The 17,741-nt window shown below is 43.1% G+C and carries 18 protein-coding genes; 3 read left to right on the forward strand and 15 right to left on the reverse strand.

Going from position 1 to position 17,741, the window contains the following annotated elements:
- The first annotated feature begins 3 nt into the window (after window positions 1-3).
- Entirely contained in the window at window positions 4-1,197 is a 1,194-nt protein-coding gene (locus C1X04_RS13500) for a molybdopterin molybdotransferase MoeA (RefSeq protein WP_137170230.1), read from the forward strand.
- A gap of 89 nt (window positions 1,198-1,286) precedes the next feature.
- A complete protein-coding gene (locus tag C1X04_RS13505) occupies window positions 1,287-1,712 on the forward strand; it encodes a HepT-like ribonuclease domain-containing protein (RefSeq protein WP_137170231.1) in 426 nt (141 codons plus the stop codon).
- A gap of 19 nt (window positions 1,713-1,731) precedes the next feature.
- On the opposite strand, the gene C1X04_RS13510 is transcribed toward C1X04_RS13505, so the two are convergent.
- Window positions 1,732-2,652 (reverse strand): LysR family transcriptional regulator, encoded by a 921-nt coding sequence (locus tag C1X04_RS13510; protein WP_245927086.1) that lies wholly within the window; start codon window positions 2,650-2,652, stop codon window positions 1,732-1,734.
- A gap of 135 nt (window positions 2,653-2,787) precedes the next feature.
- Window positions 2,788-3,699: a phosphoserine phosphatase SerB gene (gene serB / locus C1X04_RS13515; protein ID WP_137170232.1), complete on the reverse strand. Its 912-nt coding sequence runs from the start codon at window positions 3,697-3,699 to the stop codon at window positions 2,788-2,790.
- A 144-nt stretch (window positions 3,700-3,843) separates the two neighbouring features.
- Here serB and C1X04_RS13520 point away from each other — a divergent pair, with 144 nt between their 5' ends.
- Window positions 3,844-5,280, forward strand: coding sequence for an AhpA/YtjB family protein (locus C1X04_RS13520; RefSeq protein ID WP_137170233.1), 1,437 nt, complete (start codon window positions 3,844-3,846; stop codon window positions 5,278-5,280).
- Window positions 5,281-5,355: 75 nt separating this feature from the next.
- On the opposite strand, the gene rpoS is transcribed toward C1X04_RS13520, so the two are convergent.
- From rpoS to C1X04_RS13585, 13 genes are all read right to left on the reverse strand, one after another.
- Window positions 5,356-6,357 (reverse strand): RNA polymerase sigma factor RpoS, encoded by a 1,002-nt coding sequence (rpoS, locus tag C1X04_RS13525; RefSeq protein WP_137170234.1) that lies wholly within the window; start codon window positions 6,355-6,357, stop codon window positions 5,356-5,358.
- Between the two features lie 31 nt (window positions 6,358-6,388).
- The gene (locus C1X04_RS13530; RefSeq protein ID WP_245927085.1) at window positions 6,389-7,183 is read right to left on the reverse strand and encodes a peptidoglycan DD-metalloendopeptidase family protein; all 795 of its coding nucleotides are present in this window, start codon (window positions 7,181-7,183) and stop codon (window positions 6,389-6,391) included.
- Between the two features lie 69 nt (window positions 7,184-7,252).
- Entirely contained in the window at window positions 7,253-8,188 is a 936-nt protein-coding gene (locus C1X04_RS13535; RefSeq protein WP_110577213.1) for a DUF368 domain-containing protein, read from the reverse strand.
- Entirely contained in the window at window positions 8,181-8,846 is a 666-nt protein-coding gene (locus C1X04_RS13540) for a protein-L-isoaspartate(D-aspartate) O-methyltransferase (RefSeq protein ID WP_110577212.1), read from the reverse strand. Before C1X04_RS13540 ends, C1X04_RS13535 begins: the two co-directional genes overlap by 8 nt.
- The gene (gene surE / locus C1X04_RS13545; protein ID WP_110577211.1) at window positions 8,843-9,589 is read right to left on the reverse strand and encodes a 5'/3'-nucleotidase SurE; all 747 of its coding nucleotides are present in this window, start codon (window positions 9,587-9,589) and stop codon (window positions 8,843-8,845) included. The genes C1X04_RS13540 and surE overlap by 4 nt, the downstream gene beginning before the upstream one ends.
- Complete coding sequence (gene truD / locus C1X04_RS13550; RefSeq protein ID WP_110577210.1) at window positions 9,567-10,661, reverse strand: tRNA pseudouridine(13) synthase TruD; 1,095 nt, start codon at window positions 10,659-10,661, stop codon at window positions 9,567-9,569. The genes surE and truD overlap by 23 nt, the downstream gene beginning before the upstream one ends.
- A complete protein-coding gene (gene ispF / locus C1X04_RS13555; protein WP_110577209.1) occupies window positions 10,658-11,149 on the reverse strand; it encodes a 2-C-methyl-D-erythritol 2,4-cyclodiphosphate synthase in 492 nt (163 codons plus the stop codon). Before ispF ends, truD begins: the two co-directional genes overlap by 4 nt.
- A gap of 31 nt (window positions 11,150-11,180) precedes the next feature.
- On the reverse strand, window positions 11,181-11,888 hold the full coding sequence (ispD, locus tag C1X04_RS13560; RefSeq protein WP_110577208.1) for a 2-C-methyl-D-erythritol 4-phosphate cytidylyltransferase: 708 nt from the start codon (window positions 11,886-11,888) through the stop codon (window positions 11,181-11,183).
- The gene (locus tag C1X04_RS13565; RefSeq protein WP_110577207.1) at window positions 11,885-12,163 is read right to left on the reverse strand and encodes a septum formation initiator family protein; all 279 of its coding nucleotides are present in this window, start codon (window positions 12,161-12,163) and stop codon (window positions 11,885-11,887) included. Before C1X04_RS13565 ends, ispD begins: the two co-directional genes overlap by 4 nt.
- A gap of 105 nt (window positions 12,164-12,268) precedes the next feature.
- On the reverse strand, window positions 12,269-13,570 hold the full coding sequence (eno, locus tag C1X04_RS13570; RefSeq protein WP_110577206.1) for a phosphopyruvate hydratase: 1,302 nt from the start codon (window positions 13,568-13,570) through the stop codon (window positions 12,269-12,271).
- 51 nt (window positions 13,571-13,621) lie between these two features.
- Window positions 13,622-15,256 (reverse strand): CTP synthase, encoded by a 1,635-nt coding sequence (locus C1X04_RS13575; protein ID WP_110577205.1) that lies wholly within the window; start codon window positions 15,254-15,256, stop codon window positions 13,622-13,624.
- Between the two features lie 177 nt (window positions 15,257-15,433).
- Window positions 15,434-16,390, reverse strand: coding sequence for a PDR/VanB family oxidoreductase (locus C1X04_RS13580; protein ID WP_137170235.1), 957 nt, complete (start codon window positions 16,388-16,390; stop codon window positions 15,434-15,436).
- 72 nt (window positions 16,391-16,462) lie between these two features.
- Window positions 16,463-17,569: an aromatic ring-hydroxylating dioxygenase subunit alpha gene (locus C1X04_RS13585; protein WP_137170236.1), complete on the reverse strand. Its 1,107-nt coding sequence runs from the start codon at window positions 17,567-17,569 to the stop codon at window positions 16,463-16,465.
- Window positions 17,570-17,741 lie beyond the last annotated feature (172 nt).

Raw genomic sequence — 17,741 nt, forward strand, 5'->3', positions numbered from 1 at the left:
CCGATGTCCACTTTACTCGCCTTTGAAGATGCTCTAGAAGAGATTACGCGCAGTGCTAAGGTTCTTGTAGGGCAACAAACAATTCCCCTCGTAAGCGCACTTGGCTGCACTTTAGCTGAGGACGTCATTGCTGAAATATCCGTGCCACCTCACGATAACAGTGCGATGGATGGCTATGCACTGTTTACTAAAGATTGGCAGGCCGGTAAACAATTTAGCATCAGCCAACGAATTGCAGCGGGGCAACATCCGCAAACTTTGCTACCTGGAACCTGTGCTCGTATTTTTACCGGTGCAAATATTCCACCTGGTGCAGATACGGTTGTCATGCAGGAAAATGCTCTATTAGTTGGCGATAAAGTCATCTTTAGCGAGCAACCAGCGTTGGCGGACAACATTCGTCCGCTGGGGCAAGATATGCAAGCGGGGCAAACCGTCATGAAAGCTGGCTGTAAGATCACCCCAGTGCACATTGGCCTTCTTTCCAGCCTTGGCATTACCGAAATCTCGGTATACAAGCCACTACAAGTAGGAATACTCACAACAGGGGACGAGCTTATTGCTGCTGGTGAACCTTTAAATTCGGGCCAAATATACAACTCCAATGGCCCAATGCTAAGCGCCCTCGTTACTCAAGCGGGTCATCGAGTAAAGCATTGCATTCACGCGGCAGATACGGCTAACGACACCAGAAACGCACTAGAAACCTTAATGAAATCTTGCGATGTGATTCTTTCCTCTGGCGGTGTTTCTGTCGGTGAAGAAGACCATGTGAAAGGCGTGTTAGAACAATTGGGGAAAGTGCACCTATGGAAAATAGCCATAAAACCAGGTAAACCGTTAGTACATGCCACATTAGATGGCATTCCATTTCTTGGGCTACCAGGCAACCCTAGCTCAACTCTAGTGACCTACCACTGGTTTGCGCGTCTTTTATTATCCATATGTGCAGGGCAAACTGCTGAACGCCCCCAGCCTTATCTTGTGGATGCAGGATTTAACCGTAGCAAAACCATCCAACGAGACGAGTTCTTGCGGGTGTCTATTGGTAAAGATGGACTGGCTTATGCCCATCCACAACAAAGCTCTGGCGCCCTACTTGCCGCTTGTGAGAGCCACGGGTATTTACATGTAAAAGCAAATACTCAAATTGAATATGGTCACTCCTATTCTTTTTACCCTTTCTCTAGCTTCTAACTTTCCCCTTTTCACTTATCTCACCTAAACTAATAAAGGCATGCATAACAATGTGCATGCCATTTCTTCATAAAAAAGGCGAAATCAAAATGAGAGATGTAGAATGGGAAACCTCCCTTTATAACCATCAGCATGAGATGATCAAACGTCTTGATGCCTATAGAAAACGGTCTTCCGGGGCAAATTACAGCAAAGATGAAACCATGGTAATCGAGCATTCATTTCAATTACTGGTTGCCTCCATGATTGATCTTGCTCGGTATGTGTTAGAACATCATTACGAAACAGTAGTGACTTCACGTAAAGAGGTGCTAAACGCATTAATTGCTCATAACGACGTGACTTATGAACAAGCCGAACAAATGCGAACTCTGATTTCATTGAGAGATAAGATTTTACATGATTATCTAGATGAAAATTTCAAAGACTTAGAAGAAGCCATGACACTAAGACGCTACGGGTTAGTCGAAATACTAACTAAAGAGTGGATAACACGCTTATCAAGCTTGCCCTGATAAGCGGTCAAAGCTAACGCTAAATAGATGCGTCTAAAAACGCTTGCCTCAACAAACCGCGAAACCAAATGTGGGCGGCATCTCTTTGAAAACGTTCATGCCAAATCATCGAATAATCAAATTCACGCGTTCCAAATGGCAGCTCATACACAGCGATCTCAGATACCGTTGCCGCCATATCCTCAGCAAAAAGCTTGGGGACTGTAAGCAATAAATCACTGTCCATCACAACGCGAGCAGCTGGTACGAAGTTCGGCAGATGGACAGAAACATGCCTCTTATGGCCCATTTTCTCAAGCTCTCTATCAACGGCAAAATACTCTCGACGCCCCAACACCACTTGCACATGATCGGCTTGTAGATAGTTGTCTAACGTCAACTCCTGCTGAATACTTGGGTGGTCTTTTCGGGCTAAACAAACCAATCGGTCACTTTTTAAACGCATAGCGCGTATGCTAGGCGGTGGCTCTTTTGATAATACAGCCACGGCAATATCAATGTTTGTTTGATCTAGTTCTAGCACTCTATCTTCGTCCCAAGACTTTACATCAAGAATCGCATTAGGGGCTTGCTGACGAAACAGATCTAAGATCTTTGGAAGAACCGTCAAGGTCCCAAAATCGGTTGTCGAGAGCACAAAACGACGCTTACTAGTTTGAGGGTCGAACTCGCTGGGCTGAATGATATGCTCAAGCCCTTTCAACATATCGGATAATAAGGGTGCTAAATTCTGTGTTTTAGCGGTTGCAGAAAGACCATGTGAGGTTCGAATGAACAAGGGGTCATCAAACATATCTCTTAGTCTAGACAATGAGCGACTGACGGCGGGCTGGGACACATTTAGGCGTGTTGCTGCTTTGGTAACATTCAGCTCTTCAATGAGAACCTGCAACACATACAGCAAATTTAAATCCACATCGGATAATCTAATTTCTGACAAAACAGCACCCCAACTAAGCTTGTTATAATTATAACTAAGAATCATAACAAGCTTTTAGAAAAGACAATAGCTTTCTTGCTAGGAAGTACTAAGCAATAGGGACATAGCGCTTTATCACATAATCCAAAGTAATAATTATACGACTAGATCTCGAATTTCAGCGGATGTCATCCCCAGCAAATATAAAATGCCATCTAATCCAAGGTTGTTCATCGGACAAGGGGCTTTTTCTCTTACTAAAGGTTTTGCATGCAACGCCACACCAAGCGCTGCATGGTTAAGCATCAACAAATCATTCGCACCATCACCGCACGCAATGGTCTGAGACCAATCCGCTTTTTTGGTTTCAACAATCTGGGTTAATAATAGTTTTTTACGCTCAGCATCGACAATATCGCCCAGATGGCGACCGGTTAATACACCTTCCTTAATTTCAAGAACGTTAGCATGAACTTCCGCCATCCCGTAATCGGCTTGGACACGATCGGCGAAATAAGTGAAGCCGCCAGATAAGATAGCAGTATGCCAGCCATAGTGATGCAACACAGTCATCAAGGTTGAAATCCCATCCATATGTTGGATACGCTGATAAACACCGTCCATAACCTCGCTGCTAAGGCCTTTTAATAAGGCTAAACGCTGAACAAAGCTTTCAACAAAATCGATTTCACCACGCATAGCACTGGCTGTAACTGCTGCAATTTGCTCCCCGATTCCAGCCTCAACAGCCAACTCGTCCATAACTTCCGCTTTGATCAGAGTTGAATCCATATCAAACACGGCTACGCCAGGCCGACGAATATCTATCATAGTCGACTGATAAATATGATCTATTCCAGTCTCATTCGATAACGCTAGCAGCTCTGTACGAACAACCGCACTATTCGCCACTTCACTAGGCAGCAGAACTTGTGCAACAGCAATGTTATCATCTGCATCTGTTAGCAAACAAATTGCCCCTTGCAAACTACGCGCGTCTAACCAAGCGTTAAATTCATCAAGATATTCAGGGGTCAAAGCCCCTATAAGAGTAATACTGGCAGACATAAAGGCTCCTAATTCGATAAGACGCCTACTATAGCAAATCGTTTTCTTTTCGCTAAGCACCTGTTCTACTTTAAAGAATTCAGAAAATAGTCGTTATGATGTGTATACTTTAATTATTGTTCTATGTGTTACCAAAGGAAATAAATGAACATCCAATCTAAAACCCATGCAATTCGTGCATTTATACGAGAAAAGCTCAGCGCATCTGTCGTCACAATTGCCACTTTTATTTCATTAATGATCCTTACCGTCTGTCTTTTTTGGTATACGATGACGCATGCATTGGGCAACTACTTGTCACAACAAACAGAGGTATTAGGCAGTAGCTTGGCGACTCAAGCCGCCTTTAATGCCACCCAGTCAATATTGAACAATGACCTATTAAGCCTCAATGTTTTGTTAAACCGACTCGTCGTTGACGACAACATATTAAGTGCAAGAGTCTATAACAAGAAAGACGAATTACTTGCAGAAGCCGACAGTAGCAACTCTGGCATGCTATCAGAACCAGATTTCCGTCCAAATGACAAACGCCGAGTGTATAGTTCGAGCATCAAGTTCAGAGATGAAATTGTTGGCCATGTTCTTATCACCCTAGATAAAACCCCCGCCCAAGCGACACTCCAGCACTTAAACAACCTTCTAATCGGTGTCGCTATTTTTACTTGCACGATAGCGTTACTACTGATCATTCTGGTCACAAAGTGGCTACTTGCTCCAGTCAATGAAGCAACATCAGCTCTCATTGCTTACAGCAAAGGCAAAAACCCTGTCGATATCCCAACACCATCTTATAAAGAAGCACGAGCACTATTAAAGGCCGTTAAAATTGTACAAGGCATAAAGCCACAAGAATCAATAGTCGAAAAGGCCGAAGAGAAGAAAGAAGAAAAAGTAGCAGAGGTAGCCAAACCTCAATTTGAGATAAACTTTGAGGCTATCTTTGAAGAGTCTAGAAATCGTAGCTGCGTTTTGTATTTCGACATTCTTAATCTTAAAGAATGGCATGAAAACATGACACCATTACAAGTCGCTAATTTACTAACCCCGATTTACAGAGCGATGTTTCAAGCAAGCGAAATATACCTAGGGCAAGTCCATCAGTATAAAAATGATTCAGCAATCGTTCTTTTTAGTGCCCGTCACTGTGAGGACAACCTCTATATTAACGCTGTCTGTACCGCCCAGCTTTTCTTAAGCTTGATGGATAAATTACTAGAAAACGACTTATATGCAGACTGCCCAAAACTCAACTTTCACTTAGGTCTACATCAAGGTAATACTTACATAACCAACATGGTAAAAGAAAATTACTTTGAGCCCGACGATATAGAATCACTCTTAAACAACATCCATCAACTCAGCCGCTCAGAAAGCGTCAACGCTCTGGTTATTACGGATGATATTTTCACGTTATCTCACATCCAAAACCGCGTATTTACTGGGCTACCAGAAATAATAGAAGATGATGAAAAGGAAATTTTAGCCTATGAAGTTAAAGGACTTTCTGACAAATACAAACAACAGATTCAACAATATGTTGATGAGATAACACAACCTGAGCAGCATCAAGACGCCTAGTACCGCAACACGAAAACAAATAAAAAGACCCGCTTTAAGCGAGTCTTTTTATTCGTCTCTTAAGCAAATGCACACCTAATCTTCAAGGCGGATAACATCGTCTAACGCTAAGCCAGCTTTATCCATGATCAATCGTAGCTTACGCAACGCTTCTACCTGAATTTGACGAACACGTTCACGTGTTAGGCCTATCTCAGCGCCTACGTGCTCAAGTGTACTTGCCTCGTGACCTCGTAGTCCGAAACGACGAGTAATCACCTCACACTGCTTCTCACTCAGTTCATTCAGCCATAATTCAATACAATGAATAACATCACCATCTTGACGGTCAGCTTCAGGCCCCTGATGAATAGTGTCGGCTAAAATTTCCACCAAACTCTTATCGTTATTCTCACCACCGAAAGTCGCATCAATCGAACTTACTTTCTCGTTGAGTCCAAGCATTTTCTGCACATCTTCAACCGGGCAATCAAGCATTTCTGCGATTTCTTCAGCTCTTGGCTCATGATCTAACTTTTGAGTTAACTCACGAGCTGCACGCAAATATACATTAAGCTCTTTGACAACGTGGATAGGCAAACGAATGGTTCTGGTTTGATTCATGATGGCACGTTCAATGGTTTGTCGTATCCACCAAGTCGCATAAGTGGAAAAACGAAAACCTCGCTCAGGATCAAACTTCTCAACAGCACGGATTAAACCAAGGTTCCCCTCTTCGATGAGGTCCAATAGAGATAATCCTCTATTTAAGTAACGTCGCGATATTTTAACCACCAAACGCAAGTTACTTTCTATCATGCGCTTACGTGCTTTTTCGTCGCCCTTTAGAGAAAGGCGAGCGAAGTAAACTTCCTCCTCTGCACTCAGCAATGGCGAAAAGCCGATTTCACTCAGATATAACTGAGTAACATCTAAACTGCGGCTAGTGTCAGCCTCTGCATATCGTGCGTTGACTGCCGATTCAAATTCTTCATCTACTAGGTCATCGTTCTCGTCAAACTCATCCATTGACTCGAAATCAAAGTCCTCTGTATTCGAAATTTTAGTTGATTCTTTGTCCATATTTGCCAACTTCATGCCCCCTCCTTAAAACGCCAATTCGCTTAATTTATTTGGGTAAAACATCTAGCGGATCAATCGGCTGGCCATCACGGCGCACTTCAAAGTGAAGCAGTGGTCTATCTTCTCCCTTGCCACCAATAACAGCAAGAGAATCGCCAGCGCGAACATGTTGCTTTTCTTTTACCAAAATCCTTTCGTTATAGGCATAAGCACTAAGGTATACATCATTATGTTTTACTATCACAAGATTTCCGTAACCAATTAGACCGCTACCTGCATAGACAACCGTTCCATCCGCTGCGGCTGTCACTAAGGCTCCTTCTTCTGCTTTTATATCTATACCTTTACTACTAACGCCGCTATTTGAAAACCCCCTAGTAACCTTTCCATCGACTGGCCAGAACCAATCACTGGTAATTTTGCTGTCTTTAGTGTCACTCTTAGGTGATATTACAGGCGTTTTAGTTACTGTCGACGTTGCAGGTTTAGATGGTGTAGTTTTCGTATCTTGTACAATTAAAGGAGTAGAAGATGTTGCTTTTGGATTTGCAGCTACAGCCGATTCTCTACTATTTTCCAAACGTATTTTTTGCTTCGGATAAATAGTATAAGGCGCATCAATACGATTAGCTTTCGCCAATTCTCTATAATCTAAACCGTACCGAAAGGCAATAGAGAACAAGGTTTCACCACTTTGCACGCGATGAATACCCGAAGATGGGATAGAAGAAACACTGGCATTATTCGATGCATAAGAGCGGTTATTTTTATCTGAATAATGCAGCACTTCATATGAGCAACCAGATAAAAAAAGACAAAAAAAAGCCAGCCAACCCGTCAAGCGAGTTAGCGAAAAAAGATCTTGTCTAATCGCTACACTACAAAAAATAACTCGTCACCTTAACTGTCATTAGAGTCCACTATTTACACTTGTATCTTTTTGTAAAAAAATGTAAGAAATGAGAACTACACTCAAAAAACCTATAAAAACAAAGACTACGGGCAGCAAAAAATCCGTTTGCCAATCAAAATTGGCGCTGTTCCAAGGCAAAATCAAATGCTCTTGCATAGGGTATTTTTTATCACCAATCAGCGCCCACTCATCTGTCACTTTCCATGGCCACACTTTTACCAGCGCACCTAGCATAACACCTGTTAAAACAGAGAGAGTCATGGACCTTACATGATTAAGCAAATAACGCAGAATTTTAGAAAAGCTCAACAACCCTACTAGTGCCCCCGCCGCAAAAATGGCAATTACAGCAAGATCGACACTCTTGACAGCGGACAAAATAAATCCATACATCCCCATCATCAGTAGCAAGAAGCTTCCTGAAATCCCAGGCAAAATCATGGCACAAATAGCAATCATGCCAGAGAAAAACACCATTAAAAGGGATGTGTTCAGTTGAGTTGGAACCAATAATGACAAGCTGGCCCCAATCACCACGCCAACCACAAGGCCACCAAAATGCTGGCGAGAGAACCCTTCTATTTGGCTAATTAAAAAGTAAGCAGACGCTAAAATCAGGCCGAAAAAGAAGCTCCACAGGTAGCTAGGATATTCTAATAATAAATGCGTTATTAAACCCGCTAGCAAAAAAATACTGGTCAAGATACCAGCACCCAGTGACAGCAAAAAAGCGCCATCAAAATGCCGCCACAAGGCCTTGAAGTCGCCTTTAAATAACATACTCAAACTGTCCTTATTAACACCACTCAACGCATTAATAAGGCGCTCATACACACCTAAAATAAACGCAATCGTGCCCCCAGAAACACCAGGAACAACATCTGCGGCCCCCATCAGCACACCACTTAAATACACTTTCAGCCACTTAGGCATATTCCATTCCTTCCAATAGAGGGACAAAATGCGCAGATTCAGTCCCCAAACACTTCCAACGATCACCCTCTTTTTTCCAACAACCAATCTGCGGGCTAGGATGATCAATCGGCATAATAAGAATTCCGTTTTGCTTTAGGCAATTTGTTAAAGCCAACGGGATTTTGCTCGCCATTGCGGTAATAATAACAGCGTCCATCTCTACTTTATTTGGCCAACCAGCCTGACCATCGCCAAATAAATACTCAACGTTTTTCACCCCCATTGATGACAAGCGTTGTTTCGCTTGCAGATAAAGCGACTCTTGTCGTTCAACGGTATGAACTTTATTGAAAAAATGCGACAAAATTCGAGTCTGATAACCAGACCCCGTCCCTACTTCCAACACACGCCCAAGTCGAGCATGCAACAGCAGCCATTCAGTCATTCTAGCAACTGTCAGTGGCTGGCTAATCGTTTGATTTCGACCAATAGGAAGCGGGGTTGCAGAATAAGCCAAATGAGAAAAAGCAGGCTCCACAAAATCATGGCGAGGTATAGACTCCATCAAAGCCAATAGCTCTTCATGACAAATCCCATGCTCTCTAAGCTGTTGAACCATCCTAGAAGAGCGAGACTCAGAGTTTGATATCAACCAATTAAGATCGTGAAGACTCATAGCGTTATAGTATCAGTCCATATTTTCAGTGGTGATTGAGCTTCATAGCAGGTCATATCGGTGTGAATTGGGGTAATAGAAACGTAGCCATTTTCAATTGCCCAAAAGTCTGTTCCTTCAGACACATCATGAGGTTCAGACAGAGCACCAATCCAATAGCTTGGCAAACCACGCGGGTGCTGCGCAGAAATGGGAGCTTGAGCTTTATGCCGATAGCCTAAACGCGTAACTTGAATACCTTTTAGCTCACTATAGGGTACATCTGGAACATTGATGTTCAACAAAATACCCGCCGATAAAGTAAGCGAAGGAGCGTCTTTTAATAGCTGTAAAACCACCTTTGCTGCCGTCTCAAAATGCTGACTCCCAACCAAGGAAACCGCCAATGCAGGACGACCTAAGTGACGAGCTTCCATGGCCGCAGCAACGGTGCCAGAATAAATCACGTCATCACCTAAGTTAGCGCCATGATTGATTCCCGATACAACTAAATCTACCTCTCCATCAATCATCCCAGACAAAGCCAAATTCACACAATCTGTCGGTGTCCCATCAATGCGAAAGCAATGGGGTCTAACTTCTGTAGGTTGCAGCGGACGAGTCAAAGTCAAAGAGTTACTCGCACCACTGCGGTTACGATCGGGAGCGACGACTAAAACATCGTATTCCTGCTGTAAATGTTGCGCTAATGTTTGTATGCCAACCGCATCAAATCCATCATCATTGGCGATCAATATTCTCATGATATTTCTCAGCTGACTTATCCGTAAAATCAATCATCTCGCGTAATAAACTGGTCGCAAAACACCCTTTCGGTAAAGAAAACTCCACTATCAGTTGCGTATTCCCTTCGCTTTCTCTTAGCAATTCCCACGCCATATTCATAGGCACAAGGCGAGCTAAACGACTGTCTCTGGAAAGGTCAAAAGCAATGAGGGCATCCACCAGCTCCATACTCTCTGACAAAGAACTTTTTATCGCTTTTTCTCTCTGGGCGCCAGTGCCGGCTTCCCAACCTTCACTAATCATAGGTAAAACAGGGCTTATCGTGCCGCGATGAACACTTAGATGCATCAAAGCACCCACTTCTTTTACACGAAATTGCTCATCTTTATGCTGAAACTGAGCGATATCGCCATCGCATAAACGCATCCACATTCCATTTTCAACTTGATCACTTAACGCTTCATTGAAACACCAAGAGCGTACAGCTGATAACCAGAAAGACTCTGTCTTTGAAAGTTTGCGGCGACTTTGCCGCCCTTTTAACACAAAATCCTTACCATAGTGCAAATTATTACCGTTTATACCAAAGCGTTGTGGGCCATAATAATTAGGCACGCCGCTTTGTTTAATAAGATTCAAACGTGCCTCAAGCTCATCCAAGTCGCCATCAACGCCTCGTAATCGTATAACAAAACGATTCGCCAAATGCGTTCCGGTACGCAGCTTTTTGGAATGGCGTAACTGCGCAACGACTCGAACATTTTCAGGCTCACGAAAGGCTTCTTGAATTGTCGACAAATCAGGCTCTTGATTCAAAACATGCAAACAAAACCACTGACGCGTACAAGCATGGCGATCTTTTACGCCGCTGTAAGTCACTTTATTCGGTGCTATTCCAGCAAGCTGGGCTAAGCGCTTGGCAAGAAAGTCGGTATTTACACCTTCCTTTTCAATAAATACAAAGCAAAACTCCCCTTTACCATCGGGCTCAAAGCCTAACTGCTCTTCCACATAAAAATCTTGTACATGGGTTTTCAAATCCCCTGTAACCGTCGGCTTAGACCAAGCGTATCGCCATTCGGTATTCATATTTGATCCTGTTTGACAATGAGAGCAACCGCTTCGACTGCGATCCCCTCTTTACGCCCAGTGAACCCCAACTTTTCCGTTGTTGTGGCTTTTACATTAACCGTGCTTATATCAATCGCCAAATCATCAGCGATATTTGCTCGCATCGCATCAATATACGGTCGCATTTTTGGCGCTTCCGCAATAATCGTTATATCCACATTACCAACACAAAAACCCAGAGCCTGTATTTCTTTATAAGCGCGTTTTAATAAAATTCGACTATCAGCGCCAGAAAACTCAGCGTCTGTATCAGGGAAATGCTTACCTATATCACCCAGCGCAGCCGCTCCAAGCAAAGCGTCTGTTAAAGCGTGTAAAGCGACGTCACCGTCAGAATGAGCGATCAACCCTTGAGAATAAGGAATCGATACTCCGCCCAGTACAACGTGATCACCTTCACCAAATTTATGTACATCAAAACCATGGCCGATACGAAATGGCGTCATGATAGTTACTCCTGTGCGATATATTGCACTGTCAATGTGATTTAGAAAGGTATGAAAACAGCGCTTCTGCGATCAGCAAATCTTCAGGTAAAGTAATTTTAATATTGCTACTCTCACCGATAACAAGATCAGGGTGCCAACCAATAAACTCCATCGCAGAGCATTCATCCGTTACCGAGACACCTTCTAATCGTGCTTTTTCTAATGCGTCTAAAAGGGCTGAAAGAGGAAACTTTTGCGGTGTTTGAGCCAACCAAATAGCACTCCGATCCAACGTTGCGTCCACCAAAGGCCGCTCCGCCAACTGAAGTTTTACCGTATCTTTAGCAGGCATTGCCAAAATAGCTCCGTGTTCAGACTGATGATCCATAATACGATTGAGCGCATCTTGGCTTAATAAAGGTCGCGCCGCATCATGAACCAATACAGCTTGATGCTCATTGATATCAGGCATAGAGAGAAGATGACGCAAACCTTTTTGCACGGTATCGCTGCGCTCTTCACCACCAATAAAGGTTTTTACCAAAGCATGATTATACCACGTTGAATGTGGCCAATAAGCGTCTTCCTGCCCAACACCAACTAGTACACCAGCAATCAATGGATGCGAAATAAACAAGGCTATCGTTCGGTCTAGAATCGTTTCCCCAGCAAGTGATAAATACTGCTTAGGACAATTCGCTTGCATGCGCTGACCAACGCCTGCAGCAGGAATAATCACCCAGAAAGTCTGCGTCATTTTTTGTTTACCATGCGATAAAACACTTCACCATCTTTTATATATTGCAGCTCACTACGAACATGCTCTTCTACAGCCTCTTCGCCTAGGCGTAGATCATTTACCTGCGCTCTAAGCGCTTGATTTCGCTGTTTTAGACGTGAGTTTATACGCTCCTGATAAGCAATCTGTTTTGCCAGCTCTTCTTGTCGCTTAATACCCTGCTCACCAAAGTACAGATGATAAGATTGATAACCCACGGCACAAACGAAGAAAAAAATTAACAAACGCGCCATAACACCCTCAGAAGCCTAAAATACATTCCTATTATCAAAGGAATTGAATCAAAAACAAATAAAAAAAGGGAGAACCAAGTTCTCCCTTTTTTAATCAGGACGAGATTAAGCTTGACCTTTGATCTCAGAAAGACCTTTGTACGGAGCTTTACCGCCTAGTAACTCTTCAATGCGTAACAATTGGTTGTACTTAGCTACACGGTCAGAACGACATAGAGAACCGGTCTTAATTTGACCCGCCGCAGTACCTACTGCAAGATCCGCAATCGTCGCATCTTCCGTCTCACCAGAACGGTGAGAAATAACAGCGGTAAATCCTGCGTCTTTCGCCATCTTAATAGCCGCTAACGTCTCAGTTAAAGAACCGATTTGGTTAAACTTAATCAAGATTGAGTTCGCGATACCGTTATCAATACCACGCTTCAAGATTTTAGTGTTTGTAACAAAAAGATCATCACCCACTAATTGGATTTTATCGCCCATTAATTTAGTCTGATGTGCGAAACCATCCCAATCTGACTCGTCAAGACCGTCTTCGATAGAAACAATCGGATATTGCTTAGTAAGGTCTTGCAAGAAAAAGTTAAACTCTTCTGACGTAAACTTCTTACCTTCACCTTTAAGGTTGTAGATATTTGCCTCTTTGTCATAGAACTCAGATGCAGCACAGTCCATAGCCAAAGTAATGTCTTTACCTAGCTCGTAGCCTGCAGCGGCAACCGCTTCTTTGATAACAGCCAATGCTTCAGCATTAGATGACAAATCAGGAGCAAAACCACCTTCATCACCAACCGCAGTACTTAAACCACGATCGCTCAATACTTTTTTCAATGCATGAAAAATTTCAGCACCGTAACGTAACGCTTCGCGGAAATTCGGTGCACCAACGGGTTGAATCATGAATTCTTGAATATCAACGTTGTTGTCTGCGTGCTCACCACCATTAATGATGTTCATCATAGGTACAGGCATCGAGTAAACACCTGGCGTACCGTTTAGATCTGCAATGTGAGCATAAAGAGGCACTTTCTTTGAAGCCGCTGCTGCTTTGGCTGCTGCCAAAGAAACGGCCAAGATAGCATTTGCACCAAAAGTAGATTTGTTTTCTGTACCATCAAGATCAATCATAATCTGATCTAGTTCTGCTTGAGCAAGGGCATCTTTGCCGATCAAAGCGTCACGAATAGGACCATTTGCCGCTGCAACCGCCTTCAACACACCTTTGCCTAGATAGCGACTTTTATCACCATCACGCAATTCTAATGCTTCACGAGAACCGGTAGAGGCACCAGAAGGTGCACACGCTGAACCTACGGAGCCATCTGCCAAAATAACATCGGCTTCAACAGTAGGATTACCACGAGAGTCTAAAACCTCTCTGGCTTTAATATCAACGATTTGACTCATAACAAACCTCTTAAAATAAATGAAAAATCACAAACTACCTGTTTGCTCAACTTATTTTTCTTTTCCTGCGTATTTTAGCGCCGCATGTACAAAGGCACTAAACAGGCCGTGTCCATATCTAGGTGTTGAAGTGAATTCTGGATGGAACTGACAAGCAACAAACCAAGGGTGATCAGCAATTTCTACCATCTCAACCAAAGAGTTATCTTCTGAGCGACCAGAAATCGTCAGACCTGCTTTTTCCAATGCATCAACATAAAAGTTGTTCACTTCATAACGATGGCGATGACGCTCTTTAATGACTGCTTTACCGTAAGCTTCAAAGGCTTTCGTGCCTTCAGTAAGGTTACAATTCTGCGCGCCAAGACGCATAGTACCACCTAGATCGGATTCCTCTGACCGGATTTCTTTGGAACCCTCTGCATTAGTCCATTCAGTAATCAGACCAACAACTGGGTTCTCTGCTTTTAGATTAAACTCGGTGCTGTGAGCACCAGCTAAATTTGCTACGTTACGAGCAAATTCGATTACCGCTACTTGCATACCCAAACAAATACCCAAATAAGGTACTTTGTTTTCACGGGCATACTGAGCCGTTAATATCTTACCTTCAACGCCACGCTCACCGAAGCCACCAGGTACAAGAATCGCGTCCATCCCTTTCAGAACTTCAGTACCTTTTTCTTCAACGCTTTCAGAATCGATATAGTGTAATTTCACTTTTGTACGGGCGTGAATTCCAGCGTGATCCATAGCTTCAATCAAAGATTTGTAGGCATCCAACAACTCCATGTACTTACCGACCATGGCGATATTGATTTGCTTCTCAGGATTCAATTTAGCCTGAGTCACTTTATTCCAGATTTCTAGATCTGGCATATTACAATCTAAGTTGAAGTACTCAACGATCAAGCTATCTAAGCCCTGATCATTTAACATTTGAGGAATACGGTAAATAGTGTCTGCATCAGGAAGGGAAATAACGGCTCGCTCTTCAACACTCGTAAACAATGCAATCTTCTTACGCTCTGGCGCTTCAATAGACACTTCAGAACGACAAACAAGAATATCTGGCTGAATACCGATAGAACGCAGTTCTTTAACCGAATGCTGAGTTGGTTTTGTTTTGGTTTCACCCGCCGTGCGGATATAAGGAACCAAGGTCAAATGCATGAACAAGGCACGACGAGAGCCCAGTTCAACTTTTAGCTGACGAACCGCTTCTAAGAAAGGTTGTGATTCTATATCACCTACCGTACCACCGATTTCAACCAATGCAACGTCTGCGCCTTCGGCACCAGAAATAACGCGGCGTTTGATTTCGTCAGTAATATGAGGAATAACTTGAACAGTACCACCAAGGTATTCACCACGGCGTTCTTTTCTCAGAACATGCTGGTAAACACGACCGCTGGTAAAGTTATTGCGTTTACCCATTTTGGTGGAAATAAAACGCTCATAATGGCCAAGGTCTAGGTCAGTTTCAGCGCCGTCTTCTGTTACGAAAACTTCGCCGTGCTGGAAAGGACTCATGGTGCCAGGATCCACGTTGATGTAAGGATCTAGCTTTAGCATGGTGACTTTTAGACCACGAGATTCAAGGATAGCCGCCAAAGATGCTGCTGCCAAACCTTTACCAAGAGATGAAACTACACCACCTGTAACGAAAATATATCGTGTCGCCATGAGTGTTTAACCCGCCTTACAAATATAAAAAAATGAGATTTGAAAGCACATAAAAATGTACCTTCAGGACGGGAGAAAATAATAACATCGGAAGGCCTTTCACTCAATGTAAAACACAGTTGTTTTACATTGAGTGAAAGATTCACTACAAGAAAAATTGAGGTGCAAAAAACGTTATTACAAATCCAGTTCCAGAACAGGCGTTTTAGAGCGAGAGCAACAAGGCATTACCAGCTTACCTTGAGCATGCTCTTTATCTGTTAAAAAAACATCTCGATGATCAGGCGTTCCGTCTATGACACCCGTTTGGCAGGTACCACAAACACCAGATTCACAAGACACAGCAAGGAAAACCCCATTTCTATCCAGAACTTCAAAAATACTTTCATCCGCTTGTACGTCGAAAAGCTCACCACTGCTGTGAATCTTTACTTTAAACGCTGTATTTTCACTGACATTTTCATCCAATGCTGGCGCCGCAAAAAACTCTCTATGCAAGCGTTCCTCTGGCCAACCCAACATTTTTGCTTGCTGTAAGACGCCACTAATAAAGTCCGCAGGGCCACAAATATACAGCTCTGAATCGTTCGAGTGACATGACAATACATTCACCGCATCCATACGGCTAGATCCCGCTACCTGACTGTAATGAAAATGCATTTTGTCCGCAAAAGACGACGACGCTAACGCAGAAGCAAATGCCGCTGTCTCAGGCGATTTGGCACAATAGTGAAATTCAAAAGGCAGCCCCATTTTTTGCAAATGCTGCGCCATAGGCAACATAGGTGTGACACCAATACCACCAGCCACCAAAATGCTATGGCGATTTGTTTCTACCAAAGGGAAATGGTTTTTAGGTTCACTGATTGAAACAGAATCTCCAATATTTAAACTATGAACCTCAACAGAGCCCCCTCTGGATTGAGGGTCTTTCAAAACGGCAATTTCATAGTACTGAGCATCTTCTTGGAGACGACAAAGAGAATATTGACGCGTCAAACCACTTGGCAACTTAATATCAATATGCGCCCCTGCTTCAAAGGCGGGTAACGCCGAACCATCAACAGAACCCAGCACGACTCGAACAATGCCTCGTGCTTCTGTGACCATATTTCTAACAATGACCGGAATCATTTGGCACTCCTAACTTATTATTATTCTTTGCCAGAAGGCAAAGAGAATACCTTCTGGCAAGCACCCATTTGATTAAAATGACACTGTTTGCAGTGGTGCATCAGCTTGTGTTTTTGACGTGCTTCCCTGCTCTTTTGTAAGTTGTTCCTTCGCAATGATACGATCAATAATTCGTCGTGACTGAACACCACCAGCGTCGATGTCTAACTTTAATAAGTCATAGTCTGGAAAGGCCAATAGGTTTTGCTGCTGGCGCTCAAGAACTTCCAAATCTTCTGCGAAAATTTTACCTTGCCCTTCTCGAATAGTGTCGGTTAATGCTTGATCTTCAGGTTTAAAGTTACGAGCCATTCCCCAGAAATACCAAATGGACGTTTCTGTTTCTGGCGTAATAAAGTCCACCACGGTACTGCTGGCCTTTTTATCTCCTGGCGCTTCAAAGCCACCATTCCCCGCATGAGCAACACCGACATCAATCATGACATGCGAAGGTGGGCTGAAACGACAAATTTGCCAACGATCCACCAAAACATCATCCGCCAAGCCGTTACCACGCAATGCCGCTTTCCAAAACGGTGGCGCCATAATGTTCTCCATAAAGCGACTTGTAATAACTTTGTCGCCCTCAACTTTCGTAGAAACAGGCGATTCATCGATTTCTTTCTGACCAATACTACTCGCATGAACATAGGTTTCATGGGTCAAATCCATCAAGTTATCGACCATAAGACGATAATCACAGTTGATATGATATAAACCACCACCGTAAGCCCACTCAGGACTGACTGCCCATTCTAAATGTGGAATCAATGATTTATCGGCTTGAGATTGATCACCCGGCCACACCCAAATGAAGCCATAACGCTCTTCAACAGCATAGGATTTCATGCATGGAAAGCCTTTCACTCGTTGCAACGGCATCTCTTTGGTTTTGCCATCTGCACCCATTTTTAAACCATGGTAACCACAGACCAATAGACCATCTTCAACATAACCTAAAGACAATGCCGCGCCACGGTGCGGACAAAAATCCAGCACGGCGGCAATTTCATTATCGAGGGAACGGTAGAAAGCAATGCTTTCACCACAGATTTTACGACCGAGAGGTTTGCTGCCCGCAACCTCTTCAGACATCGCTGCTACATACCACGCATTTTTAGGAAAAGTTTGCTTACTCATTGGGACACTCCTGCTTTTATTCTTATTTATTGGATCCAATATAGCCAAGGAAAATCAAAAAACAATACAGTTATGCATTAATTGGATCCATTAAAACCATAATGAATAATAGTTAAAAAGCTAAACAGTTGATAAATAAACGTTTCTTTATTGGATCCAATTGTTACTTTTT

It is taken from the genome of Marinomonas sp. FW-1, from assembly GCF_005222245.1.
GTDB lineage: Bacteria > Pseudomonadota > Gammaproteobacteria > Pseudomonadales > Marinomonadaceae > Marinomonas > Marinomonas alcarazii.